This window comes from Stenotrophomonas maltophilia (assembly GCF_013464485.1).
GTDB lineage: Bacteria > Pseudomonadota > Gammaproteobacteria > Xanthomonadales > Xanthomonadaceae > Stenotrophomonas > Stenotrophomonas maltophilia_AW.
Genome location: NZ_RAUX01000029.1, coordinates 1 through 23643, shown reverse-complemented (window position 1 = coordinate 23643; position 23643 = coordinate 1). Strand labels below are relative to the sequence as shown.

Sequence of the window (23643 nt, the reverse complement as noted above, 5' to 3'; positions counted from 1 at the left end):
GTGCTGCGCTTCTACCTGCGGCTGCTGGTGCTCGCCAGCATTGGATTTGGCGTGGCGCTTTGGACAGTGCCGCTGCTGCTGCAGGAGCGTTTCAGCGACGATGCAGACGTCTACTACCGCGATGCGGTGCGTGGTCCCCTGTTTACACTGGGCGAACTACTGCAGGACCGCAGCGCTGCCGATCGCGCGGCCGAACTGCAACGTCTGGCGCCGCACTATGGGCCGGCGCTGGAGCTGCTGGCGTCCGATGCGCTGCAGCCGCGCGCGGAGGAGCAGCAGGTGCTGCTCGAGTACGGCCTCCTCGCCCGCAACGACCAGCAGGATTTCTATCGGCTGCTGCCTGGGCACGCCGCTGCGCCAGCGCAGTGGCTGCATCTGAGGCTGCCGAATTCACCGCCGCTGGACCTGACCACCATCGCGCTGGCGGTGCTGCTCATGATTTCGGTGTCGGCTGCGTTCCTGATGGCGTGGGCATGGCCAACCTGGCGCGACCTGCAGCGGCTGGCAGCGGCCAGCAAGCGTATGGGCGAGGGCGATCTCGATGCCCGTGCGCCGATCTCACCTCGCTCCAGCGTGGCGCCGCTGGCCCGTCAGTTCAACGAGATGGGCGAACGCATCGCCGGTCTGGTCGCACGTCAGCGCGAGTTGACCAACGATGTCTCGCATGAACTGCGGACACCGATCGCGCGCCTGCAGTTCGAGCTGGGCCTGCTGGCCGTGGAGGAAGATGCGCAGGCGCGCAGGCAACTGCAGCAGGAGATGCGCGAGGACCTGCAAGGGCTCGATGAGCTGGTCGGCGAGCTGCTGTTCGAGGCGCGGCTGGAGCACATAGGCAGCCGGCTGCAGCAGGAGCCGGTCGATGCCCGCGACTGGCTGCATGACCAATTGCGTACGATCAGTCGCGATGCGCAGGGCAGTGGCATCCAGTGCGAAGTAGCAGATGGCGCGCCGGCACAGGTGCAGCTGCACCCGCATTACATGGGGCGGGCCACGCTCAACCTGCTGCGCAACGCACTGGGCCATGCGCATTCGCGGATCCGCCTGCAGCTGCAGCAGCAGGACGACCATTGGCAGCTACGTGTCTGCGACGACGGTCCCGGCATTGCCGCGTCCGATCGCGAGCGGGTGTTCCAGCCCTTCACCCGGCTTGATCTCAGCCGCCAGCGCAATACCGGTGGTGTGGGCCTTGGGCTTGCGATGGTCGCCCGCATCGTGGCCTGCCATCGCGGCAGTGTGCGGGTGGAGGTCAGCGCCTTGGGCGGCGCGTCGTTCGTGGTTCGCTGGCCGATCTCGGCGCTGGGCTGACAATCCCTTACAAAGCGGATACCGCGTGACGAGGATCGAGGCGGGGGCGTGACCCAAGCTGTATGTCGAAGCGGTCATCTGCGCGTTTGCGGGTGACGGCCGCTTCCGTGGACGCGCCTGCCTTCACGTCATCCCCAGCCCACGTCCTGTGACGCGCCGGTTCCTGCCGGCGTGAGGGTGGCGTGCGGCTTCCGCCTGGAGTTGTCGCGTGATTCTGTCTGTCTTCCCCGTTCCCCGAGCCGTCCTGCTGCGGCGGCGCGGCCTGTCCTGGATTGCCACGCTGGCCCTGTTGCCGGTCCTGTCGGCGGCGGCAGAAACCAGCCCTTCGATAGGCCTGCAGCTGGGCCATGGCCGTGGTGACTACCAGCGGGCAGGCGTGATCTGGGACAGTGGCCCGCTTTGGCAACGCGAGCTGGCATCGGGGCGGCACCTGGACCTGGCGATGGAGCTGGGCGTTGCGCGGTGGCAGGCCAGCGATCCGCAGCGTCAGCACGCCTGGCAGGCCAGTGCCATCCCGATGCTGCGCTGGTGGCCGAACGCACATCTGTTCATCGAAGCAGGGGTCGGCCCGACCGTGTTCGATACCACCCGTGTTGGCGGTCGTCGCATCAGTACCGCCTTCCAGTTCGGTGACCACCTGGGGATCGGGCTGCAAGTAGCCGAACGCCACAGCGTATCGCTGCGCTACTCGCATTACTCCAACGCAAGCATCAAGAAGCCCAACCCGGGGCTGGACCTGCTGCAGCTCAGCTGGCGCGTGGAGTACTGAAGCGTGCACGGGCATTACCTGTGGTTACACAAGCGGCACAGGCCCTGCATGCGATGCAGACAGTACGTAAGCACGATGATGGCCGGTGCAAGACTGGCCCGTGCAGGGCAGGGAGACTGAAGATGGTCGAACCCTTGCAGATCGCCGGCCGACGGACTTGGCTGAAGCAGCATGACGGCGAGCGGCGCTGGTTGGCGTTGGCCGCGCTGGACCTGGGCGTGCGCCTGCTCGGTCTGCGTTGCCTGCGGCCCCCGCCGCGATTGAAGGCCGAACAGGCCTGCCAGCTGGAGCGCCGGCGGCTGTGCGAGCTGGCCGCACATGGGGTGCCGGTGCCCCGCGTGCTGGGCCATGGTGAGACGGTCCTGCTGCTGGAGGATGGTGGTCCGAGTCTGGCGCAGCGCCTGCGCCGTTGCGGGCCCGGCGAAGCCGAGCACCTGATGCGGATTGCTGCCAACGAACTGCTGCGCGTGCACTGGGCTGGCTGCTGTGTCGGCCAGCCTGTGGCGCGCAACATCGCGGTGGATGAGGCGGGCTGCGTACGCTTCCTCGACCTGGAAGAAGATCCCCTGCAGGTGATGGTGCTGGCAGAAGCGCAGGCGCGCGACTGGCTGCTGTTCATCAGTGGGAGTGTCCGCCATGCGGGGTTGCCCGCCGACGCACTGGTCACCGTGATCGGCCAGTGCCTGCGGCAGACCGGGCCTGACGTCCAGCAGCTGTTACGTGGTGCGGTGTGCCGGCTGTGGTTCCTGCCGGTGCTGTGCCGCTTCGCTGGCCGCCGCGCAAGGGGGCTGGGCGACAGCGTGCTCATCCTGCGCCGCGCGCTGGCCTGAGCCGGCTGTGCCGGTCGGGCTGAAGCTGCCGGTTTCTCTGCAAGGGATCACGTCACATCCGTCCCACGCGTGGAGCGGGGGCGCCTGATGTGTTCTGGCCCCGACCCGCGCGCGTGATAACACGGAACGGTGGAGCATACCTGTGACCGTAGGCCACAACTTCATGCTCTGTCCACTGCGGTTCAGCCAGAATCAGTCGGCTAATTCCCTGATCTACCGGAGAACGCCGCCCCATGGATGTACTGGAGCCGCAACAATCCCCGGTGCGCACCCTTCGGCCTGTGTTCGCCTTCGCGGCGATCGTTGTCGTGGCGTTCGCGCTGTTCGTCAGCCTGTTCCCACTCGGTGCGGGCCGCCTTCTGCTGAAGGCACAGGACTGGGCCGCACTGAATGTCGGCTGGTACTACCTGCTGGCGATGACCCTCTACCTGGTGTTCGTGGTCGGCGTGGCGCTGTCCAAGTACGGTGGCATCAAGCTTGGCGCCGACCATGACGAACCGGAGTTCAGTTACCTCTCCTGGGCCGGCATGCTGTTCGCGGCGGGCATCAGCATCACGCTGTTCTTCTTCTGCGTTTCCGAACCGCTGACCCACTACCTGCAGCCGCCGCAGGGCGATCCGGCGGCGGGCGAGGCCGGCGCGCGCCAGGCCATGCAGCTGCTGTTCCTGCACTGGGGCCTGCACGGCTGGGGCGTGTTCGCGCTGGCGGCGATGGCGATGGCTTACTTCGCCTACCGCCACAACCTGCCGCTGGCGCTGCGCTCGGCGCTGTACCCGCTGATCGGCAAGCGCATCAACGGCCCGATCGGTTACACCGTGGACGCGCTGGGCATCGTCGCCACCGTGTTCGGCATCGGTGCCGACATGGGCTTCGGCGTGCTGCACCTCAATGCCGGCCTGGCGCACCTGTTCAACATCCCGCATTCCAATCTGGTGCAGATCATCCTGGTGGTGGCGATGATGGGCGCGGCGGTGGCCGTGGCCGTCTCCGGGGTGGAGAAGGGTGTGCGCTGGATGGCCAACATCAACATGTTGCTGGCGATCGCGCTGGTGCTGTTCATGCTGTTTGCCGGGCCGACGCAGTACCTGTTCAGCACCTTGATGCAGAACCTGGGCGACTACCTGGGCAGCGTCGTGGGCAAGAGTTTCGATGTGTATGCCTACGGCGGCCGCCCCGAATGGCTGGGCGGCTGGACCGTTTTCTACTGGGCCTGGTGGATCGGCTGGGCGCCCTTTGTCGGACTGTTCATCGCGCGCATCTCGCGCGGCCGCACCATCCGTGAATTCGTGTTCGGCGTGCTGCTGATTCCGCTGGGCTTCACCCTGGCCTGGCTGTCGATCTTCGGCAACAGCGCGCTGGACCAAGTGCTGCACCACGGCCAGCAGCAGTTGGCGCAGTTGGCGGTTGATGATCCACCGACCGTGCTGTATGCGCTGCTGGACGGCTACCCTTGGAGCCGCGCGGTGATCACGGTGACAGTGCTGGTCAGCTTCATCTTCTTCGTGACCTCGGCCGACTCGGGGGCGGTGGTGCTGTCCACGCTGTCCTCGCATGGCGGCGCGCCCGAAGACGACGGCCCACGTTGGCTGCGGGTGTTCTGGGGCACGGTGATCGCGGTGCTGACCGCGGGCCTGTTGCTGGCCGGCAGTATCGACGCACTGAAATCCGCGGTGGTGCTGGCGTCGTTGCCGTTCTCGGCAATCCTGTTGCTGATGATGTGGGGGCTGACCCGCGCCTTCAGTGACGAGTCGCATCGCAAGCGCGCGCTGCAGTACCGGCCATCGCCGCTGATCGGTGACGATCGCCACCACCAGGGCTGGCGCCAGCGCCTGAGCCAGGCCATGCATTTCCCCGTGCGTGACCAGGTCTACCGCTTCATGGATGACACGGTGAAGCCGGCGATGGAAGCGGTGGCCGAGCAGCTTCGCGGGCAGGGCTGGGATGTCGCCACACGCTTCGAGGCGGGTGACATGGAGCTGACCGTCAACCATGGCGAGCAGCAGGACTTCCTGTATCGCGTGATCCTCAGCGGTTACCTGACCCCGTCGTTCGCCGCGCAGCAGCTGCGCAACCAGCGTTATTATCGTGCCGAGGTGCATCTGTACGAAGGCAGCCAGGATTACGATCTGGTGGGCTACAGCCGCAAGCAGATCATCAACGACATCATCAGCCAGTACGAACGGCACCTGCAGTTCCTGCACCTTAGCCGGTGATGCGGTGGGTGCGGACCGTTGGTCCGCACACCCCTGTAGAGCCGAGCCCACGCTCGGCTGCGTGATGCCGGAAGAGCAGCCGAGCATGGCTCGGCTCTACAGCGACCATCAGAACCGGTAGCGCGCGCCCAGCGAGACGAACTGCCCGCGCAGGTTGTATTGGCTGATGTCGAAACCGTTGGAGCCACCGGCCGGATCGAACGGCGGGTCCTTGTCGGTCAGGTTCAGCACCGACAGCGACAGCGTGGTGTTGGGAATACCTTCGTAGGCGACGTAAAGATCCAGCTGGTGATACGGCTTGATGCGGTCACGCAGCCCCGGGTTGCTGGTGACCGTCGCCACACGCTGGTCGTAGCCACTCACGTACTGCAGGCTCAGCGTGCTGCTCCAGTCGCCCACCGCCCAGTTCAGCGAGGTGGTGCCGCGGGTGCGAGGCAGCGCGCCGTGGCGGTTGTTGCCGGCGCCGTCATACGGTGCCTGCCCGGCCACCAGTGGCTGCTTGAAGCTGAGCAGGTGGGTCCAGCTGCCGGCCACGGTGAAGCTGCCCCAGCCATCGGTGCGGAAGGTACGGCTGGCGTCCAGGTCCAGCCCCGAGGTGGTCAGTTCGCCCTGGTTGGCGTACTGGTTGGTGATGAACTGGATGCGTCCGTTCTCGCGTTGTACGCGGCCCGGGAACAGGGTCGGGTTGTCGACGATGAACTGCGCACTGTCAGGCTTGACCAGGTTGTCTTGTTCGATGCGGTACCAGTCCAGGCCGATGTTGGTATCGCCATCCGGCGACCACACCGCACCCACGTTGAAGTTACGCGAGCGCTCGGCCTTCAGGTCCGGGTTGCCGGTGCGGATGTTGGTCACGCCGCGGCTGCCACCCGGTTGCAGTTGGTCGAACGGATCGATCACCGAGCCGTAGCTGACGGTCTGGCCCGGCGCGATCTCCGGCAGCGACGGCGCACGGAAGCCACGCGAGAACGAGCCGCGCAGCAGCAGGCTGTCCAGCGGCTGCCAGCGCAATGCCACCTTCGGCGAGAACGCCTTGCCGAAGTCGTCGTAGCGGTCGCCGCGACCGGCCAGCTGCAGTTCCAGCGTGCGGTGCAGCGGCACGCTCAGTTCGGCGTAGGCGGCACTGACCTGGCGCTCGCCGTTGACCACGTTGATGGCCGGGCGCAGCTCGGTACCCGACAGCACCTGTGCGCTGGTGCGCGCATCCAATGATTCCTTGCGGAACTCGGCGCCCCAGGCGAAGCCGACCGCACCGGCCGGCAGCTCCCACAGCGTGGTCGACGCCTTTACGTTCAACGAGTGCAGCTTGTACCAGCCGGGGCGTTTGGTCTGCAGGCGCAGTGCATCCAGCGCGCCCGGCGTACTGGAGGGGTTGAGGAAGTTGTAGCTGCCGTCGCGCAGGATCTGTTCGAACGCGTAGCGGTTGACGAAGTTGTCGACGTACTCGCGCTGTGCACTCTGCGAGGTCAGCGCTGCCACTTCCCAGTCCCAGCGCTCGCCACTGCCACGCACGCCGGCCAGGGCACGGTAGAACACCTGGGTGTTGTCCTTCAGGCGCGGGCCGAGATCGAAGAAGGTGTACTCGAGCGGCAGCGGCGTGCTGCCCGGATTGTTCGGATGGCCGACCGGCAGCACCGCCGGCACATCGATCAGGGTGCCGGTGGCCGGGTTGTAGGCACGCAGGCCCGGCCCGACGGTCAGTGGCGCGCTGAAGATCTGGTCGGCCTTGTTGTGGCTGTACAGCACATCGGCGAAGGCCTCGACGCTGTCATTGAAGCGGTAGGTCGCACTCAACGATGCCTGCAGGCGCTCGGCGCCGGGCTGCAGGGTCTTGAACGGCTGCGCGTTGAAGGCGCAGGCCTGGCCGGGCAGGGTGCTGCCGAAGTCGCTGTACGGACGCAGCTGGCTGCCATCCGGGCAGCTGGCGAACGGTTGTGGCGCGCGGGGGTTGGACAGCCAGTTGCCTCCGGCGGTGGACCAGCCGGCCAGGCGGCCACCGGGCTTGTCGCGGAAATCGCCGCTGCGCGTGTAGGCGCGCTGGTCGGCATCCAGGCGGTCGCGCTTGAGCAGGTCCAGCCCGAACAGCACGTTCCAGCCCTGCTGTTCCAGATCACCGAAGCCGGCCAGCAGGTTGGCCTTGCGCTCGTCCAGGCCACCCTGGGTGGCGGTACCGAAACCACCGCCGACTTCCACGCCCTGGAAGTTCTTTCGCAGGATGATGTTGATGACGCCAGCGATGGCGTCAGAGCCGTACACCGCCGAGGCGCCATCCTTCAGCACTTCGATGCGCTCGACCGCACTGATCGGCAGTGCGTTGAGGTCGACGAAGGTGTCCTGGGTGTTGAGCGCGAAGCCGAAGTTGGACACCCGATAGCCGTTGACCAGCACCAGCGTGTTCTTCGGCGACAGACCGCGCAGGCCGATCGAGGCCGAGCCGGCGGCGAAGCTGCCGGTGTACTGTTCGTCGAAACTGTTGCCGGCATTGGCCGACAGGTTGCGCAGCACGTCGGTGAGGGTGGAGCGGCCGGTCTGCTCGATCTGTTCGCGGCTGACGATCTGCACCGGGTTGGGCCCGGCGGTATCGCTGCGTTTGATGTTGGAGCCGGTCACCAGCACAGTGCCGAGGGTGGTGCTGTCCTTGCCGGAATCGGCGGTTTCAGCGGCGCCGGCAGCGCCGGCGGTGAGGCCCAGCGCGATCGCGCCGGCAAGCAGGTTCAGGGTGGTGCGGTACATGGAAGCGACAACGCCGAACGGGGGAGGAGCCGTCAGTACCGCACGCAGGTACATGCGCCTTCCAATGACGAAAGCGCATTCAGTTATACATCACAGGTTCTTAACGAAATGACCGGCCCTGTTATCGACCGGTGCGGTGGGGGCGGACCGATCTGTGGTGGGTGCCGACTGGTCTGTGGTGGGTGCGGACCGTTGGTCCGCACGCTCCTGTAGAGCCGAGCCTACGCTCGGCTCCGCACACTGACCGGAAAGCAGCCGAGCATGGCTCGGCTCTACAGAAGGCAATGCCAGCCCATCACGGCCGCAGCAGCACCTTGCCGTTGCGGCCCGAACCCGCACCGGCCTTCGCCGCCCGGGCGATGTCGTCCAGTGCGAAGACCTGCTCCACCGGCAGCGTCAGCTCACCACTGGCCGCGCGCTTCAGCAGCTCGCCAACCAGCCGGCGCTTGTCCTCCACCGCCATCGCCTGGCTGACCTTGCTGCCCCAGAAGCCCTTCACCGTGGCTTCCTTGTAGATCAGGCCGCCGGCGGGAATGCGCATGGGTTCGCCGCTCATCACGCCGAACGACACCAGGGTGCCGTGGTGGCCAAGCAGGTCGACCAGGTCGGCGCTGGCTTCGCCGCCGATGGAATCCACTGCGGCGGCGGCCTGTGCTTCGCCGGTCGCCTCACGCACGCGATCCTTCCAGCCGTCCACCGAGGTGTCGAATACATGATCGATGCCCAGCGCCTGCAACTGCGCCACGGCCGCGGCATTGCGCACCAGGTTGGCCACGTGCACGCCACGCGCCTTTGCCAGCATCGCCAGCGACTTGCCGACCGCGCCGTTGGCGGTGTTCTGCACGACCCACTGTCCCGGTTCAACGTGCAGGAACTCCAGCAGCATCAGTGCGCTCAGCGGCATCGCGATCAGCTGTGCGGCCATTTCGTCGGCGATGGACTCCGGCATCGGTATCACCATCCGCGCCGGTGCGATGAACGCCTCGGCCCAGGTGCCGTGTACCGAGGCGGCGGCGACGCGCTGGCCGATCTTCACGCCGTCGACGCCGTCACCGAGTGCATCGACCACACCGAGCGCCTCGCTGCCACCGATGGCTGGCAGCGTTGGCTTGTAGCCATACAGGCCGCGCACGGTCAGCAGGTCGTGGTTGTGGATCGAGGCCAGCACGGTGCGGATGCGCACCTCGCCGGGGCCGGGCTCGGGCAGGGCGGCATCGGCAATGGCAAGGACGTCGGCCGGGTCGCCGAAGGAGGGGTACTGGGCAGCGCGCATGGGCGGTGTTCCGGGGAAAGTTGATGTTGTACCGAACTGGGGACGCAGGCGTTGTCGACAAGGCGCCGCAGGTGCAACACGGCATCCTGCGACTGATCGTCGCGACATGTGCTGATTACCGCATCTTGTGTTGACGGGTTGGAATATCCCCACTATGTTGTGTCCGTCACTCCCGGTCAGCCGCCGCCGCCGGACATGCAGCAAACGTCCCGCGGCCCGCCCCTGAAGGCTTGCCGTGTCGACGCGGCCGCCATCGAGCGGACCCAGATCGCCCCCACGGCCCGGATACCGGCCGCAGGCGCAGGCTGTTGCCGACGATCTGGTGTTCCCGCGCTTTGGCATCCCACCCCGACCGCCCCGTGCGCCGGTATCGCGTGCAGGGCCGCCATGGCATCGACCGCCAACGCGCGTGCGAGCCTGGAGTTTCACCACCATGACCGACAGTACCTTCCGCGTGGCCGATCTGGCCGGCGCTGGCGACGCCTTGCGCGCCGGTGGCGAGCGCGTGCCGACCTGGATCACCAAGGAGGCCGGCAACCGTCGCCTGCCGTTCGAGGCCGAGCGCCTGCAGCGCAGCATCGACGCCGTGCATGCCGAGTTCCCGCAGCTGGACGTGAGCGACTACCGCCGTGTAGTGCAGTCGATGGTCGAACGCAAACCGAGCATCAGCGCCGATGATCTGGTCGATCTGCTGATCCGCGAGGCCGAATCGCGCGTGGACCTGGTCGCGCCGGAGTGGGAACAGTTTGCCGCACGCATCTACCTGCGCCGCCTGTACAAGCGCGCCAGCCGCAACCGCTTCTACGACGTTGGACTGAAGTACGGTTCCTACGTGGGCCTGCAGGAAAGCCTGGCCGACCGCGGCATCTACAGCAACGACATCCTGCGCTGCTATTCCAAGGAAGAGCTGCAGCAGGCCGGCGAAATGATCGACCCGGAACGCGATCGCCTGTTCGCCTACAACGGCCTGTACCTGCTGGCCACGCGCTACCTGGCCAGCGACCGCAGCCGTGAGGTCTATGAACTGCCGCAGGAGCGCTGGCTGACCATTGCGCTGTACCTGATGCAGGAGGAAAAGCCGCGCGAGCGGCGCATGCAGTTGGTGGGCGAGGCGTACTGGGCGCTGTCCAACCTGTACATGACGGTGGCCACGCCGACGTTGGCCAACGCCGGCAAGGTGGGCGGGCAGCTTTCCAGCTGCTTCATCGACACGGTGGATGACAGCCTTCAGGGCATCTATGACTCCAACACCGATATCGCGCGCGTGTCCAAGCACGGCGGCGGTGTCGGTGCCTATCTGGGCTATGTGCGCAGCAGCGGCGCGCCGATCCGTGGCGTTGCCAATTCCTCCGGTGGCGTGGTGCCGTGGATCAAGCAGCTCAACAACACTGCGGTGTCGGTGGACCAGCTCGGCCAGCGCAAGGGCGCGGTGGCGGTGTACCTGGACATCTGGCACCGCGATATCGAAGCCTTCATGGACCTGCGCCTCAACAACGGCGACCAGCGCCTGCGCGCGCACGATGTGTTCACTTCGGTCTGCGTGCCGGACCTGTTCATGGAAGCGGTCGAACGTCGCGCCGACTGGTACCTGTTCGATCCGCACGAGGTGAAGCAGGCCAAGGGCTGGTACCTGCAGGACTTCTACGACGAGAAGCGTGGTTCTGGCAGCTTCCGTGACCGCTACGCCGAGCTGGTGGCCGATGAGCGCATCAGCCGTCGCACGGTGAAGGCCATCGATCTGTTCAAGCGGATCATGCTCAGCCAGCTGGAGACCGGCAACCCGTTCCTCTTCTACCGCGACGAGGTCAACCGCCGGAACCCGAACAAGCACGCGGGCATGATCTATTCCAGCAACCTGTGCACCGAGATCCTGCAGAACATGAGCCCGACGCGGATGATCCAGGAGATCGTCAGCGGCGACCAGATCGTTACCACACGTCGCGCCGGTGACTTCGTGGTCTGCAACCTGTCCTCGATCAACCTCGGACGTGCGATCAGTGCGCCGGATGACCTGCTGGCCACCGACGTGCTGGAGCGGCTCATTCCGATCCAGGTGCGCATGCTCGACAACGTGATCGACCTCAACGCACTGCCGGTGCCGCAGGCGACGATCACCAACCGCAAGTACCGGGCCATCGGCCTGGGCACCTTCGGCTGGCACCACCTGCTGGCGCAGCAGGCGATCCAGTGGGAATCGCCGGACGCCGAGGCGCTGGCCGACCGCCTGTACGAGCGCATCAACTTCCTGACCATCCAGGCCAGCGCACAACTGGCCAAAGAAAAGGGCAGCTACCCGATGTTCGCCGGCAGCGACTGGCACAACGGCCGCTACTTCCGCGACCGCGACTACAGCGGTGCCGCCTGGGACAGCCTTGCGCGCGAGGTGGCCACACACGGCCTGCGCAACGGCTGGCTGCTGGCCGTCGCACCGAACATGAGCACCGCGCAGATTGCCGGTTCCACCGCATCGATCGATCCGATCTACAGCGCGTTCTACTACGAAGAAAAGAAGGACTTCCGGCGGCCGGTGGCCGCGCCGGGTCTGTCGCTGGAAACCTGGCCGTACTACGAGAAGGGTGCCTACAAGGTCGACCAGTTCGCCAGCGTGCGCCAGAACGCACGCCGCCAGCGCCATGTCGACCAGTCGATCAGCTTCAACCTGTACGTGCCCAGCACCATTCGCGCCAGCACATTGCTGGAGCTGCATCTGACGGCCTGGCGCGAGGGACTTAAAACCACCTACTACGTGCGCTCCAACGACATCGACATCAGCGAATGCGAATGGTGCGCAAGCTGACCACTGCGCCCCCCTGTAGAGCCGAGCCCACGCTCGGCTCAGGCGCGAAGAGCAGCCGAGCATGGGCTCGGCTCTACATCCGCAACGCACGCAATACGAAGGCAGAACACCATGGCAACTCCCCTCGACCGCATCAAGATCCTCGAACCGCGCCACCCCAACCGCAGCACCGGCATCATCAACGGCCGCACCAGTGGCATCCTTAACTGGAACGATATTCCATACCCGTCGTTCTATCGGGCGTACAAGGAGCTGTCGACCAACTTCTGGATCCCCGACGAGGTGGACATGAAGCTGGATGCGCGCCAGTACGGCGAGCTGTCCGGGCGCGAGAAGAATGCCTATGACTCGATCATCGGCCTGCTGGCCACGCTGGATTCGCCACAGACGCGTTTCATCTACAACGTGGCCGAGTACATCACCGACCCGGCGGCACATGCCAATGCAGCGATCATCGGCCAGCAGGAAGTCATCCACAACGAGAGCTACAGCTACGTGCTGGCCTCGATCACCGACCTGCCGAACCAGAACCGCATCTTCGAGATCGCCCGTACCCACCCGACCATCATCAAGCGCAACGCGCCGATCATGGGGGCGTATGACGATTTCATGCGCGAGAAGACCGCCGAGACCCTGCTGAAGTCGCTGATCCAGTCGTCGATCCTGGAAGGGATCAACTTCTATTCCGGCTTTGCCTACTTCTACAACATGGTGCGGCAGAACCGCATGACCGGCACCGGCAAGATCATCAGTTTCATCAATCGTGACGAGCTGGCCCATACCAAGTTCATCAGCGAGCTGATCCGCGCCATCATCGGCGAGAACCCGGAGCTGCAGACCAATGAACTGACCGCGTACGTGCATCAGGCGTTCGAGCATGCGATCGAACTGGAGACGCAGTGGTCCTCGGAAGTGCTGGACGGTATCGACGGCATCGATGTCGAGGAGATGACGCGCTACGTGAAGTACCGGGCCAACAAGATGGCCGGCATGCTCGGCATCGAGCGCCTGTACAGCGACACCACCGATAACGTGATGCCGTGGATCAAGGCCTACGCCGACAACTTCACCGAGACCAAGACCGACTTCTTCGAGATGCGCAATGCAAGCTACAAGAAGACCAATGTCGACAACGGCTTCGACGACCTCTGAGCCGGGCGCGGTACTGCGCATCCTGCTGGTGGTCGCGTCGCTGAGTGGCAATACCCGCGAGCTGGGGCGGCAGATTGCCGAGCGCCTCCGTTCCGCCGGCCATGCGGTGCACTGGCACGAGGCCGATGACCTGCGCCAGGCACCGCCGCTGGCAGCCGATGAGGCAGAGCTGGTGCTGCTGGGCTGCTGGACTGACAACGCCGGCCGCACGCCGTCGGAGATGAAGGCCTGGGTGGCCGGCATCGCCGAGCGGGGTGAACGGCCGCGGCAGCTGGCGGTGTTCGGCACCGGTGAGACGCAATGGGGGCAGGAGTACTACTGCGGTGCCGTGCACCGACTGATCCGCTATTTCCGCAGCGACTACCCGCCGCTGGAGATCGAACAGATGCCGCATGGCGTTCGGCACGCCGAGGCCATCAATGCCTGGACTGACGCGGTCCTGGCCCATTACTGGAGCAACACCGATGCAGATCATCGACGCCACCACGCCTGAGCAGTTCCAGCAGCTGCTGGCCGAACACCCGCGGGTGCTGGTGGATTTCCACAAGGACCAGTGCCCCGGTTGCCGGATGTTGGAGATGTCGCTGCATCGGGTAGCCACCAGCAGTGCGGGGCAGGGCACCACGCTGCTGCGCGTGCAGCTGGAGGTGCTGGGCGAGGCATTCTTCCGCGAGCTGGGGCTGCGGCAGACGCCGACGCTGTCCCTGTTCCGTGACGGTGACGAACGCACGCGTCTGGCCGGATTCCAGTCACCGCAGCAGATCGAAGCCGCGATCGCGTTGCATTTGTAGAGCCGAGCCATGCTCGGCTGTTGTTCGTACGGTGTGCGATGAGTCGAGCATGGCTCGACTCTACAAATGCATCCACGCACGGCGTGGACCTACTTCACGTGCCGCTGAACGTATCCACCAGCAGCTTCACGTTCAATGCCACGATCAGCAGCGCGATCACCCAGGCAATCGCACCCAGCCAACGCGGCGCCACCAGCGCGCCCATTGTCACCTTGTCGGTCACGATCCGCACCAGGGGAATGATCGCGAACGGCAGCTGCATCGACAGCACCACCTGGCTCAGCACCAGCAGCTTTACCGCGCCCTGGTCGCCGAACAGCATGATCACCACCACCACCGGAATGATCGCCAGCGCCCGCGTGATCAGCCGCCGCAGCCATGGCGGCAGGCGCAGATGCAGGAAGCCTTCCATCACGATCTGGCCGGCCAATGTCGCGGTCACCGTCGAATTCAGGCCCGAGGCGAGCAGTGCTATCGCGAACAACGTCGCCGCCGCGCCCACGCCCAGCATCGGCGCCAGCAGCTGGTGCGCCTGCTCGATGTCTTCCACATCGAAACGGCCGTTCGCATGGAACACCGCTGCAGCCAGGATCAGAATGCTGGCGTTGATGAACAGTGCCAGGGTCAGCGCGAGAGTGCTGTCGGTCACTGCCCAGCGCAGGGCGCTGCGACGGCCCTCATCGGTGCGCGGATACGCACGGGTCTGCACGATGGACGAATGCAGGTACAGGTTATGTGGCATCACCGTGGCACCAATGATGCCGATGGCGATGTACAGCGCGTGCGGATCGGTCACCACCTGGGCACGGGGAATGAACCCGCCCAGCACCTCCATCACTGGTGGTGCGGCCAGTGCGATCTGCACCATGAAGCAGCCGAAGATCACCATCAACAGCGCGATGACGAACGCTTCCAGCGCACGGAAGCCGCGGTTCATCAGCATCAGCACCAGCAGCGTGTCCAGCGCGGTGATCACCGCACCCCAGAGCAACGGCAGGTCGAACAACAGCTTCAACGCGATCGCGGTGCCGATCACCTCGGCCAGGTCGCAGGCGATGATCGCCGCCTCGCACAGCGCCCACAGCGCCAGGTTCACCGGCTTCGGGTAGCGCGCGCGGCAGGCCTGGGCCAGGTCCATGCCAGTGGCGATGCCCAGCCGCGCCGACAGCGCCTGCAGGATCACCGCCATCAGGTTGGAAATGAGGATGACCGACAGCAGCAGGTAGCCGAAGCGCGAACCGCCGGCGAGGTCGGTGGCCCAGTTGCCCGGGTCCATGTAACCGACCGAGATCATGTAGCCCGGGCCGAGGAAGGCCAGCAGGCGGAACCACCAGTGACCCTTGTCAGGCACCGCCACCGAGGCGTTGAGCGCGCCCAGGCTGGCCGCAGTGGAGGCCGAAGGGTCGCGGGGTGCCAGGGTGTTCATGGGTGCGAATATAGCTCCTGCTATAGTCATTAGCAATGTGAAACAATCGTCTTTATCGCGTTACTGGTCCAGAATTCAGGTTCAACACCGGATCACCCCGGAAGGACAGGCGCAGGCGTGGGCAAGACCGACGATTCGACATCGCTGAAAAGCACCCCCTTGATCGAGGCCGAGCGCCAGGTCGAGAGCTTCCGGCAAGTGCGCGAGGCGCACCGGATGGAGCTGGTGGAGGACTATGTCGAGCTGATCTCGGATCTGCTGGCCGACGGCGGCGAGGCCCGCCAGGTCGACATCGCCACCCGCCTGGGCGTGGCCCAGCCAACCGTGGCGAAGATGCTGCGGCGCCTGGCCCGCGATGGCTGGGTGGTGCAGCGGCCGTATCGTGGCGTGTTCCTGACCCCGGAAGGCGAGGCGCTGGCGCATGCCAGCCGCCAGCGGCACCAGACCGTGGAGCGTTTCCTGCTGGCACTGGGCGTGGACCCGGATACGGCACGGCGTGATGCCGAGGGCATCGAGCACCATGTGAGCGAGCAGACGCTGGCGTTGTTCGAGGCGTTCGTGCGCAAGGCCGAGGGCGGGGCGCCTTAGTGGTAGCGCCGGGCCATGCCCGGCGGGTGTCCGTGTGGTGGCGGAATCAGGTGTTCTGTAGAGCCGAGCCATGCTCGGCTGCCGTTCGCACGGTGATGGAATGAGTCGAGCATGGCTCGACTCTACAATCCGGGCGGGCAGTGCGCCTGTGCCTGCGCACACGCCCGTTTCGTCCATTCCTTCAACACCGGCTGCAGCCCTTCGTAACGCCGCCCCTGCCAGCCATTGGCCAGCACCTTGCCGTCGGCATCGATCAGCACCAGGTTCGGCGGTGCCAGCCCAGCCAGGGACTGCAGTGCCGGCATGCGAGCGGCGCGGCGCGGGTCCAGCACCGGCCACGGCATGCCCTGCGCCTGCATGTAGCGGCGCAGCGCGCTCTCGCTCTCATCCAGACTGACGTACACCACTTCGGTATCGGCGCCGGCCTCCCGCAACGCGTCGCGCACGCTGCGCAGGGTGGGTACGAAGGCATGGCACGGCGCACACCAGTCGGCACCGAAGTACAGCGCCACCAGTCGCGGTGGCGGTGACCATTGCATCGGCCCCAGCGAGCGTTGCTCCGGACGCATCAACGAGGCCGAGACCTGCGCATGCAGGTCCGTGGCCATTCCCGGTGCGCCCAGCAGCAGGGCGCTGACCAGCGACAACGTTCGCAGCAACTCAGAACGCATAACGCAGGTTGACGTACCACGAGCGCGCAAAACGCGGCCCGTAGACATAGTCGCTGTCACGCAGCGCGCCCACCTCCAGATCCTTCTGGCGCTGATCGAACACGTTCTTGACGCCTGCGGCCACCGACACTTCCTGCTGTGCCTGCGCGCCCAGATGACGGTGCCAGCGCGCACCGAGGTCGGTGAGCAGGAACGAACGCGTACGGTGCAGCTCGCCCAACCGGTTGTTCAGTACCGACATCGGGCCGGTATGGCGCAGCGCCACGAAGGTCTCCCACGGCTCGGCCGGCATCCAGCTAAGCTGGGCCAGGCCGGTCCAGCGCGGGGTCTTCAGGTAGTCGCGGCTTTCGATGACGGTGTCGCCACCGTCGCCGGTGTCGTCGAAGATGCGCTGCGGTTCGCGGAATCGGGAGCGGTACCACGAGGCACCGGCAGTCAGGCGCCATTGCGGCGACGGTTGCCAACCGAGGTTGGTTTCCGCGCCCAGCACGTTGGAGCCGGAAGCGTTGTAGCGCAGCTGGCTCAGCTGTCCGTCATCGCCGCGCTGGATCTCGCCCAGTGCGAAGGTGTCGCGGATGCGTGCATAGGAGGCGGTCGCATCCCAGCTCCACACCGGATTGGCCGGGTCCGATCGCCAGTCGAAGCCGAACAGGGTGGTCAACGCGCGCTCTTCCTTGAGACCGTCGGTGTTGCGCACGCGCACCTGTTCGCCACCCAGCGTATCGACATGCACATCCTCGACGAAGATCTCCGGTGCGCGGAAGCCGGTGGCGATACCGGCCCGCCACTTCAGGTTCGGCGTGGCCTGCCAGGCGAGCGCGATGCGCGGCGAGAACACCGCGTTGTCCAGCTCCGAGCTCTTGTCCACGCGTGCACCCAGCACCAGGTCGACGTTGTCGCGCAGGCTCCACTCGTCCTGGATGAAGGCGCCCAAGTTGTGGAAGGTCGCATCCTCCAGCACGGCAATACGCTGCCCGTCACCGGTGCGGTTGTCGTCGCGCAGCGCCTCGTGCTTGTACTGCACGCCGAAGGCCAGCGCGTGCGCACCCAATCGCCAGTTCAACTGGCTGTCGATGTAGTGCAGAGGGTTGTGGGTGCGGCCGTACTGGCGCCACGAACGCGAGGCCGCGCTGCCGGCCACGTTGTGGTCCAGCTGCGACGGGTCATAGTCGGGTGCTGAGGGATCGGTGACGACGTCGCCCAGACCGCCGTAGAAGCTGTCGCGGTCGATGTCGGCGAAGGCGTAGGCCAGGCGGAATTCGACGTCGGCATTGATCTCCTGGTCCCACGACACGCTGCCACGCCGGTACTTCGTATCCAACGACTCGGCGATGTTGGCCAGGTATTCCGGTTGATCCAGTCGATTGCCGCCGCGGCGGGTTTCATCGGTCACCTGCAGGTCCAGGCGCAGCCGCGTGCCGGGATTGGGTGCATACCAGGCCTGCAGGCCGCCGACCTTGAGGTTCTTGCGGGTGATCTCGGTGTAGCCGTCGCCGTTGTAGTCAATGCCACTGTTCCAGTTGCGCTGGGCAATCACTGAAAGCCCGGCGTCGGCGTCCTTCGCTACCAGGTCCAGGCGCACGTCGGCGTTCTTCTGCGGCGTGCCCTTCAGCACGTCCACGCCGGCCTGCACATGGCCACCACTGCGCGCCGGCAGCGGTGGGATCAGGTTGATCACACCGGCCACCGCACCCGGGCCGTACAGCGCCGAGCCACCGCCCTTGACCACTTCGATGCGGTCGACGAAGCCGGCCGGAATCTGCTCCAGGCCATAGACGCTGCCCAGCGTGGACAGCAGCGGGATGCCGTCGAACAGCAGCTGGTTGTAGGCGCCGGGCAGGCCCAGCAGCTGTACTTCGCTGGTGTTGCAGTTCTGGCAGTTGCTTTCCACGCGCAGGCCGTTGATCAGCTCGGCGGCACGCGAGAAGTCGGTGGCCGCGCGCAGCGCAATGTCTTCCTTGCGCAGCACTTCGGTGCGGATCGGGACATCGGATAGCAGGCGTTCGCTGCGGGTGGCGGTGCTGACCTTGACCTGTACGCGGTCCAGCTCGGTCGGCTTCGAGGTGGCGGCCAGTGCAGGCAGCGGCAGGGCGATGGCAATGGCGGCGGCCAGTGGCAACCGGCGGAGGTGGTGGGGAATGAGGAGGTGGTGGGGAATGAAGCGCATGAGGGCGTCGTCCTTGGGAGAAGAAAGGCGGCGAGGGCGACCTGGCTGACGCATATGAAAGCAGCGGCTCATGAATATAGCAAGGGCTATATAACGAAGCCGCAGCAATTACGATTGAGGCGCCGGCCGAGTCAGATCATGGACGTGTTATAACATTACATAAAACGACCGCAACCCTGCCGGTGGTCATGTGCGGAGGATGGCGTTGCGGAGTAGACGGGAACGGGGTCACAGCCCTTTCCTGTGGAAAGGGATCCGGCCCGGGGGACGCTCGATCAGCCGCGGCGGAACGCGGCGGGGGTACGCGCGCCGACGATGATCATGCGGATCATCGTGGAGATCTGCTCGACCAGCTCCGGATCCTTCTCAGGCGGCAGGTCCATGGCGGTGGCGCCCATCGCGAACACCAGCCGGGTGATGGCCTTGGCCGCCAGTTCCGGCGCATGCAGGACCGCGCCGTCCAATGCAGCCAGGCGCACCAGGTCGTGCTGCAGCTCTTCCTCGAAGTAGTGCAGCTCGCGTTCGACCGCGTGCTTGAAGTCGTCCGAGCCGACCGCGCCCTCGCGCAGCAGCACGTGCAGCAGCTTGTCGTCGGCGCGCAGCTGCTCCATGAAGGTCTCCACCGAGACCCGCACCACGCTGCTGGCGGTGGAGGTGGCGCGCTGCCGGGCCTCACCGATGATGGTGCGCAGCGAGCGGCCGGCCGCATCGATCAGCGCCACGGCCAGTTCATCCATGTCGCGGAACTGCCGGTAGAAGCTGTTCGGCGCGATGCCGGCCTCACGTGCCACTTCGCGCAGGCTGAGCGTGGACAGGCTGCGGTGCGGCCCGATCAGTTTCAGGGCAGCAGCCAGCAGATCCTCGCGGCTCACCGTACGGCGGGCCGGGCTGTTGGCATCTTCGGGCGTCGACAAGGCGGTGGCGGCGGCCATGGGGGTTCCGGTGGGGCGAGGCTGAATCATACCCAATCCGGTTCAATATACACATGTATACACAGATGTATGTGCGCCCGTATAGTGCGCCCATGAGCGCTGTCGTCCGTCCGTCCCTGTTCTCTCCGTACCGCTGGGTCTCGCCGTCGCTGTTCGATTTCTGGGCGGGCCAGCTCAATCCCCTGTGGACCCTGCGCGAGCCGGTGGCCCGCCTGGTCCGGCGCGAGCCGGCCGGCGAGGGCGCGGCGACCCTGGTCCTGCGCACCAACCGGCACTGGGCTGGCATGCGCGCTGGCCAGCACGTCACCCTCGGCGTCGAGATTGAAGGACGCCTGTGGCAGCGCAGCTACAGCCCCACCGCACTGGGGCGGCGCGAGCTGGCGATCACCGTCAAGGCGATCGATGGCGGCCGGGTCAGCCAGCACTTGGTGAACCATGCACAGCCGGGCGAACTGTTCCGCCTTGATGCCGCCTTCGGCGAGTTCCACATGCCGGCCGCAGCGCCGGTGCTGCTGCTGGCGGCCGGCAGTGGCATCACGCCGATGCGCAGCCTGTTGCGCGACGCCTGCCAGCGCCCGCTGGCAGCACCGGTGGACCTGTTCTACTGGGAGCGCACCGCCGCCCATCTGCAGTTCCGTGATGAGCTGCAGGCGCTGGCCGCAGCGCACCCGAACCTGCGCGTGCACCTGCTGACCACCCGCGAGGGCGCGGCGCCGGCCGCGCGCATCGATACCCACGATCTGCAGGTGGCCGGCGATGACACGCCGTTGGCGCAGTGCCATGTGCTGGCCTGCGGCCCGGACGGCTTCGTAGCCGCTGCGCGCGAGCGTCTGGCGCACCAGGTCGCCGGCTTCCAGGCCGAAGCGTTCACACCGCCGGCGCCGCTGTGCGATGCCAGCAGCGAAGGTGAGGTGTCGCTGACGCTTGCGCGCAGTGGCCGCCAGCTGAGCGTGCCGCGGGGCCGCTCGCTGCTGGAAAGCCTCGAAGCCCACGGCATCAAGCCCAAACACGGCTGCCGCATGGGTATCTGCAACAGCTGCAGCTGTGACCGCGTCAGTGGCGCCACCCGCCACCTGCGCACCGGCGACCTGCAGTCCGAATCGGCACAGCCGGTGCGGATCTGCGTGAGCGCACCGACCACCGACCTGACCCTGGATCTCTGAGGACGCCTGCCATGACCCGCGCTACCGACCGTGCCCTGAGCACCGCCGAGATGCATGCCTTCGGTGAGGAACTCGACGCGATCCGCGACCGTGTGATCGGCAGCCTCGGCGCCTCCGATACCCGCTACATCCGCCGCGTGGCCGCCGCCGTGCGCTGGTTCGGCGTGGGTGGCCGTGGCCTGCTGTTCCTGGCGGCGTTCTCGCCGTTGTTCTGGATGCCGCTGCTGTGGCCGGCCGCGATCACCGGCACGCTGCTGCTGGCGCTGTCGAAGATCCTGGAGAACATGGAGCTGGGCCACAACGTCATGCACGGCCAGTTCGACTGGACCGGCGACCCCAAGCTCAACGGCAACACCTACGAGTGGGACATCGTTGCCACCGCCGACAACTGGCGCAAGACCCACAATTTCCGCCACCACACCTACACCAACGTGCGTGGCATGGACGATGACATCGGCTACGGCCTGCTGCGCATCTTCCCGGAACAGCGCTGGAAGCCGTTCTACCTGCTGCAGCCGATCATCGCGCCGATCTTCGCGCTGCTGTTCCAGTGGGGCGTGGCCGCGCAGGACCTGCGCCTGGGCCGTTGGCTGAAGGGCCGCATCAGTGGCCGTGCGATGTGGATGCAGACCCGCCCGGTGGCGCGCAAGATGCTGCGCCAGGTTCTGAAGGACTACGTGTTCTTCCCGCTGCTGGCCGGTCCGTTCTTCCTCACGGTGATGCTGGGCAACCTGGTCGCCAACGGCCTGCGCAACATCTGGACCTATGTGATCATCTTCTGCGGCCACTTCACCGCTGAATCGGAAACCTTCCCGAAGGAGTGCCTGCGCAATGAGTCGCGCGGTCACTGGTACCTGCGCCAGCTGCGCGGTTCGTCGAACATCAGTGGCGGTTTCCTGATCAACGTGCTGTCGGGCAACCTCAGCCACCAGATCGAGCACCACTTCTATCCGGACCTGCCGGCCAACCGCTATGCGGCCATCGCCAAGGAAGTGAAGGACATCTGCCGCCGCTACGGCCAGCACTACAACAACGGCTCGCTGCCGCGCCAGTTCGGCCAGGTGGTCTGGCGCATCCTGCGCCACGCGTTCCCGAGCAAGCCGCGCCGCCTGCCGATGTCGGACATCATGTCCGCACCGGCATCGGCCAACGCGGGCTGATCGACTCAGCCCGCTTTCGCCAGATCCGCCTGCTCGCGGTCCAGGCGTCGCAGGAACACCTGCATTTCCTTGCGTGCCTGCTGGTCGCCCTTGCTGCCGGCCACGCTCAGCCCGCGTTGCCACGCTTCGCGCGCCGCCTGCGGCTGGCCACTGGCCAGCCAGGCCTTGCCCAGCAGCTTCCACGCCGCCGAATACTGCGGATCAAGGACCACGCAACGGCCCAGATGGGTTGCCGCGCGCACCGGGTTGCCGGCATCCAGCCAGCCCTTGCCCAGGCCGAAGCGCAGCAGCGCGCCGTCCTTGCCGCTGGCGAGCATGCATTCCAGAGCCTCGATGTTCATCAGCGCACCTCCACCAGCAGCTCGGCCGGTCCCGGCTGGAAGCGGCCGCGATGGAACAGCAGCGGCGCGCCGCCGTTCTCGTGCACTTCGATGATGCGGCCGGCCAGCAACAGGTGATCGCCGACCGGCCACTGCGCGTGACGAGTACAGGTGAGATGCGCTACCGCACCGGCGATGCGTGGCGGGGCGTCCTCGTCGTCATCCAGCAATGCCAGACCGTCGAAGCGGTTGCGTACCTGCGGATCGGCAAAGCGCCGGGCCAGTGCTTCCTGGTCGGCCGCCAGCACGCTGATCGCAAAGCGGGTGGCGCGCTGGAAGGTGGAGAGACTCTGCGCGTGCAACGCCAGGTTCCACAGCACCAGTGGCGGCTGCAATGACACCGGCACGAACGAATTGATGGTCAGGCCGATGGGCTTGCCCTGCGCATCGCGCGCGCAGACGATGGCCACGCCGGTAGGAAAGTGGCCGAGCAGCCGCCGCAGGGCACGCGGCGGCATCTCGACCGACGGCACCGGGGCCGGGGCGGGGAAGACCCCCACCCACGGCCCGGCGTACGGCAGTGTCTCGCCGCTCATGAGGCCCGGGCCTGGCGGTAGCGCCGGCCGACCTCGGCCCAGTTGATGATGTTGAAGAACGCACCGATGTAGTCCGGGCGGCGGTTCTGGTAGTGCAGGTAGTAGGCGTGTTCCCAGACGTCCAGTGCGAGGATCGGGGTATTGCCGGACAGGCCGGCCGTTGCACCCATCAGCGGGCTGTCCTGGTTGGCGCTGCTTTCAACCTTCAGGCGGCCGTCGCGATCGCTGGTCAGCCAGGCCCAGCCACTGCCGAAGCGGGTCTGCGCGGCCTTGGTGAAGGCCTCCTTGAAGGCATCGAAGCCACCCAGATCGCGGTCGATGGCGGCGGCCAGCTCATCATCGGGCGTGCCGCCGTTGGCGCTGAGCACGGTCCAGAACAGGCTGTGGTTGGCGTGGCCACCGCCGTTGTTGCGGACTGCGCCACGCTGCGCCTCGGGCACTGCATCGAGGTTGGCGATCAGCGCCTCGACCGGCTGCTCGGCGATGCCGGCCTGCTCGATGGCGGCATTGAGGTTGTTGACGTAGGTCTGGTGGTGCTTGCTGTGGTGGATCTCCATCGTGCGCGCATCGAAATGCGGCTCGAGGGCGTCATAGGCATAGGGGAGCGGGGGAAGCGAGTACGACATCGAAGCAATCTCCGTGGGGAAGGCCAGACGGGCTGGCCGTGGGGAGACTGTTATCGCACCTCAACATTGGTTGAGGTCAATAGATCAAGAGGTCAAGACGGAGGCATGGTAGTGCCGGCCGCTGGSCGGCA

20 protein-coding genes are annotated in these 23643 nt (G+C 66.2%); 11 read left to right on the top strand and 9 right to left on the bottom strand.

The window, feature by feature from the left end:
- The 4 genes from D7Y61_RS12850 (at position 1) to betT (ending at position 5117) form a co-directional block, all read left to right on the top strand.
- Positions 1-1305 (top strand): ATP-binding protein, encoded by a 1305-nt coding sequence (locus D7Y61_RS12850; protein WP_180866565.1) that lies wholly within the window; start codon positions 1-3, stop codon positions 1303-1305.
- A 208-nt stretch (positions 1306-1513) separates the two neighbouring features.
- Positions 1514-2074, top strand: a complete 561-nt coding sequence (locus D7Y61_RS12845; protein WP_180866563.1) for an acyloxyacyl hydrolase — start codon at positions 1514-1516, stop codon at positions 2072-2074.
- 122 nt (positions 2075-2196) lie between these two features.
- Positions 2197-2904 carry a hypothetical protein gene (locus D7Y61_RS12840; RefSeq protein ID WP_180866560.1) on the top strand — a complete coding sequence of 236 codons (708 nt, stop codon included), beginning with the start codon at positions 2197-2199 and terminating at the stop codon, positions 2902-2904.
- A gap of 233 nt (positions 2905-3137) precedes the next feature.
- Positions 3138-5117, top strand: coding sequence for a choline BCCT transporter BetT (betT, locus tag D7Y61_RS12835; RefSeq protein WP_180866558.1), 1980 nt, complete (start codon positions 3138-3140; stop codon positions 5115-5117).
- A gap of 108 nt (positions 5118-5225) precedes the next feature.
- On the opposite strand, the gene D7Y61_RS12830 is transcribed toward betT, so the two are convergent.
- On the bottom strand, positions 5226-7904 hold the full coding sequence (locus tag D7Y61_RS12830; RefSeq protein ID WP_258010353.1) for a TonB-dependent receptor: 2679 nt from the start codon (positions 7902-7904) through the stop codon (positions 5226-5228).
- 241 nt (positions 7905-8145) lie between these two features.
- Positions 8146-9123 (bottom strand): zinc-binding dehydrogenase, encoded by a 978-nt coding sequence (locus tag D7Y61_RS12825; protein WP_180866557.1) that lies wholly within the window; start codon positions 9121-9123, stop codon positions 8146-8148.
- 433 nt (positions 9124-9556) lie between these two features.
- Between D7Y61_RS12825 and D7Y61_RS12820 the strand changes: the two genes are divergently transcribed.
- From D7Y61_RS12820 to D7Y61_RS12805, 4 genes are all read left to right on the top strand, one after another.
- Entirely contained in the window at positions 9557-11920 is a 2364-nt protein-coding gene (locus D7Y61_RS12820; RefSeq protein ID WP_180866556.1) for a ribonucleoside-diphosphate reductase subunit alpha, read from the top strand.
- A gap of 111 nt (positions 11921-12031) precedes the next feature.
- Entirely contained in the window at positions 12032-13072 is a 1041-nt protein-coding gene (locus tag D7Y61_RS12815; protein WP_049428423.1) for a ribonucleotide-diphosphate reductase subunit beta, read from the top strand.
- Positions 13044-13565, top strand: a complete 522-nt coding sequence (locus tag D7Y61_RS12810; RefSeq protein WP_180866555.1) for a flavodoxin — start codon at positions 13044-13046, stop codon at positions 13563-13565. Before D7Y61_RS12815 ends, D7Y61_RS12810 begins: the two co-directional genes overlap by 29 nt.
- Positions 13537-13863 (top strand): thioredoxin family protein, encoded by a 327-nt coding sequence (locus D7Y61_RS12805; protein WP_180866554.1) that lies wholly within the window; start codon positions 13537-13539, stop codon positions 13861-13863. The genes D7Y61_RS12810 and D7Y61_RS12805 overlap by 29 nt, the downstream gene beginning before the upstream one ends.
- Positions 13864-13957: 94 nt before the next feature.
- Here D7Y61_RS12805 and D7Y61_RS12800 read toward each other — a convergent pair whose 3' ends face one another.
- Positions 13958-15289: an Nramp family divalent metal transporter gene (locus D7Y61_RS12800; RefSeq protein WP_180866553.1), complete on the bottom strand. Its 1332-nt coding sequence runs from the start codon at positions 15287-15289 to the stop codon at positions 13958-13960.
- Between the two features lie 117 nt (positions 15290-15406).
- Between D7Y61_RS12800 and mntR the strand changes: the two genes are divergently transcribed.
- Positions 15407-15877: a manganese-binding transcriptional regulator MntR gene (gene mntR, locus D7Y61_RS12795; protein ID WP_014037494.1), complete on the top strand. Its 471-nt coding sequence runs from the start codon at positions 15407-15409 to the stop codon at positions 15875-15877.
- 122 nt (positions 15878-15999) lie between these two features.
- Here mntR and D7Y61_RS12790 read toward each other — a convergent pair whose 3' ends face one another.
- The 3 genes from D7Y61_RS12790 to fabR all read right to left on the bottom strand — a co-directional run bounded on the left by D7Y61_RS12790 (position 16000) and on the right by fabR (position 19647).
- The gene (locus D7Y61_RS12790) at positions 16000-16548 is read right to left on the bottom strand and encodes a thioredoxin-like domain-containing protein (RefSeq protein WP_180866552.1); all 549 of its coding nucleotides are present in this window, start codon (positions 16546-16548) and stop codon (positions 16000-16002) included.
- A complete protein-coding gene (locus tag D7Y61_RS12785) occupies positions 16538-18715 on the bottom strand; it encodes a TonB-dependent receptor plug domain-containing protein (RefSeq protein ID WP_180866551.1) in 2178 nt (725 codons plus the stop codon). Before D7Y61_RS12785 ends, D7Y61_RS12790 begins: the two co-directional genes overlap by 11 nt.
- Positions 18716-18990: 275 nt before the next feature.
- The gene (gene fabR / locus D7Y61_RS12780; protein WP_180866550.1) at positions 18991-19647 is read right to left on the bottom strand and encodes an HTH-type transcriptional repressor FabR; all 657 of its coding nucleotides are present in this window, start codon (positions 19645-19647) and stop codon (positions 18991-18993) included.
- A gap of 92 nt (positions 19648-19739) precedes the next feature.
- Here fabR and D7Y61_RS12775 point away from each other — a divergent pair, with 92 nt between their 5' ends.
- Together D7Y61_RS12775 and D7Y61_RS12770 are read left to right on the top strand one after the other, a co-directional pair.
- Positions 19740-20810 (top strand): ferredoxin reductase, encoded by a 1071-nt coding sequence (locus tag D7Y61_RS12775; RefSeq protein WP_180866548.1) that lies wholly within the window; start codon positions 19740-19742, stop codon positions 20808-20810.
- A gap of 11 nt (positions 20811-20821) precedes the next feature.
- On the top strand, positions 20822-21970 hold the full coding sequence (locus tag D7Y61_RS12770) for a fatty acid desaturase family protein (RefSeq protein ID WP_088026244.1): 1149 nt from the start codon (positions 20822-20824) through the stop codon (positions 21968-21970).
- A 5-nt stretch (positions 21971-21975) separates the two neighbouring features.
- Here D7Y61_RS12770 and D7Y61_RS12765 read toward each other — a convergent pair whose 3' ends face one another.
- Genes D7Y61_RS12765 through D7Y61_RS12755 form a run of 3 tightly spaced genes read right to left on the bottom strand, consistent with a single transcriptional unit; the run spans position 21976 to position 23512 of the window.
- A complete protein-coding gene (locus D7Y61_RS12765) occupies positions 21976-22311 on the bottom strand; it encodes a tetratricopeptide repeat protein (protein ID WP_032129997.1) in 336 nt (111 codons plus the stop codon).
- A complete protein-coding gene (locus tag D7Y61_RS12760; protein ID WP_180866547.1) occupies positions 22311-22886 on the bottom strand; it encodes a flavin reductase family protein in 576 nt (191 codons plus the stop codon). The genes D7Y61_RS12765 and D7Y61_RS12760 overlap by 1 nt, the downstream gene beginning before the upstream one ends.
- Positions 22883-23512, bottom strand: a complete 630-nt coding sequence (locus tag D7Y61_RS12755; RefSeq protein ID WP_180866545.1) for a superoxide dismutase — start codon at positions 23510-23512, stop codon at positions 22883-22885. Before D7Y61_RS12755 ends, D7Y61_RS12760 begins: the two co-directional genes overlap by 4 nt.
- Positions 23513-23643 lie beyond the last annotated feature (131 nt).

Bases quoted from the DNA above. Each gene is read 5' to 3' on its own strand.
- D7Y61_RS12840 (WP_180866560.1), top strand. From the start codon at position 2,197: ATGGTCGAACCCTTGCAGATCGCCGGCCGACGGACTTGGCTGAAGCAG.
- betT (WP_180866558.1), top strand. From the start codon at position 3,138: ATGGATGTACTGGAGCCGCAACAATCCCCGGTGCGCACCCTTCGGCCT.
- D7Y61_RS12830 (WP_258010353.1), bottom strand. From the start codon at position 7,904: ATGTACCTGCGTGCGGTACTGACGGCTCCTCCCCCGTTCGGCGTTGTC.
- D7Y61_RS12825 (WP_180866557.1), bottom strand. From the start codon at position 9,123: ATGCGCGCTGCCCAGTACCCCTCCTTCGGCGACCCGGCCGACGTCCTT.
- D7Y61_RS12820 (WP_180866556.1), top strand. From the start codon at position 9,557: ATGACCGACAGTACCTTCCGCGTGGCCGATCTGGCCGGCGCTGGCGAC.
- D7Y61_RS12815 (WP_049428423.1), top strand. From the start codon at position 12,032: ATGGCAACTCCCCTCGACCGCATCAAGATCCTCGAACCGCGCCACCCC.
- D7Y61_RS12810 (WP_180866555.1), top strand. From the start codon at position 13,044: ATGTCGACAACGGCTTCGACGACCTCTGAGCCGGGCGCGGTACTGCGC.
- D7Y61_RS12805 (WP_180866554.1), top strand. From the start codon at position 13,537: ATGCAGATCATCGACGCCACCACGCCTGAGCAGTTCCAGCAGCTGCTG.
- D7Y61_RS12800 (WP_180866553.1), bottom strand. From the start codon at position 15,289: ATGAACACCCTGGCACCCCGCGACCCTTCGGCCTCCACTGCGGCCAGC.
- D7Y61_RS12790 (WP_180866552.1), bottom strand. From the start codon at position 16,548: ATGCGTTCTGAGTTGCTGCGAACGTTGTCGCTGGTCAGCGCCCTGCTG.
- D7Y61_RS12785 (WP_180866551.1), bottom strand. From the start codon at position 18,715: ATGCGCTTCATTCCCCACCACCTCCTCATTCCCCACCACCTCCGCCGG.
- fabR (WP_180866550.1), bottom strand. From the start codon at position 19,647: ATGGCCGCCGCCACCGCCTTGTCGACGCCCGAAGATGCCAACAGCCCG.
- D7Y61_RS12775 (WP_180866548.1), top strand. From the start codon at position 19,740: ATGAGCGCTGTCGTCCGTCCGTCCCTGTTCTCTCCGTACCGCTGGGTC.
- D7Y61_RS12770 (WP_088026244.1), top strand. From the start codon at position 20,822: ATGACCCGCGCTACCGACCGTGCCCTGAGCACCGCCGAGATGCATGCC.
- D7Y61_RS12765 (WP_032129997.1), bottom strand. From the start codon at position 22,311: ATGAACATCGAGGCTCTGGAATGCATGCTCGCCAGCGGCAAGGACGGC.
- D7Y61_RS12760 (WP_180866547.1), bottom strand. From the start codon at position 22,886: ATGAGCGGCGAGACACTGCCGTACGCCGGGCCGTGGGTGGGGGTCTTC.
- D7Y61_RS12755 (WP_180866545.1), bottom strand. From the start codon at position 23,512: ATGTCGTACTCGCTTCCCCCGCTCCCCTATGCCTATGACGCCCTCGAG.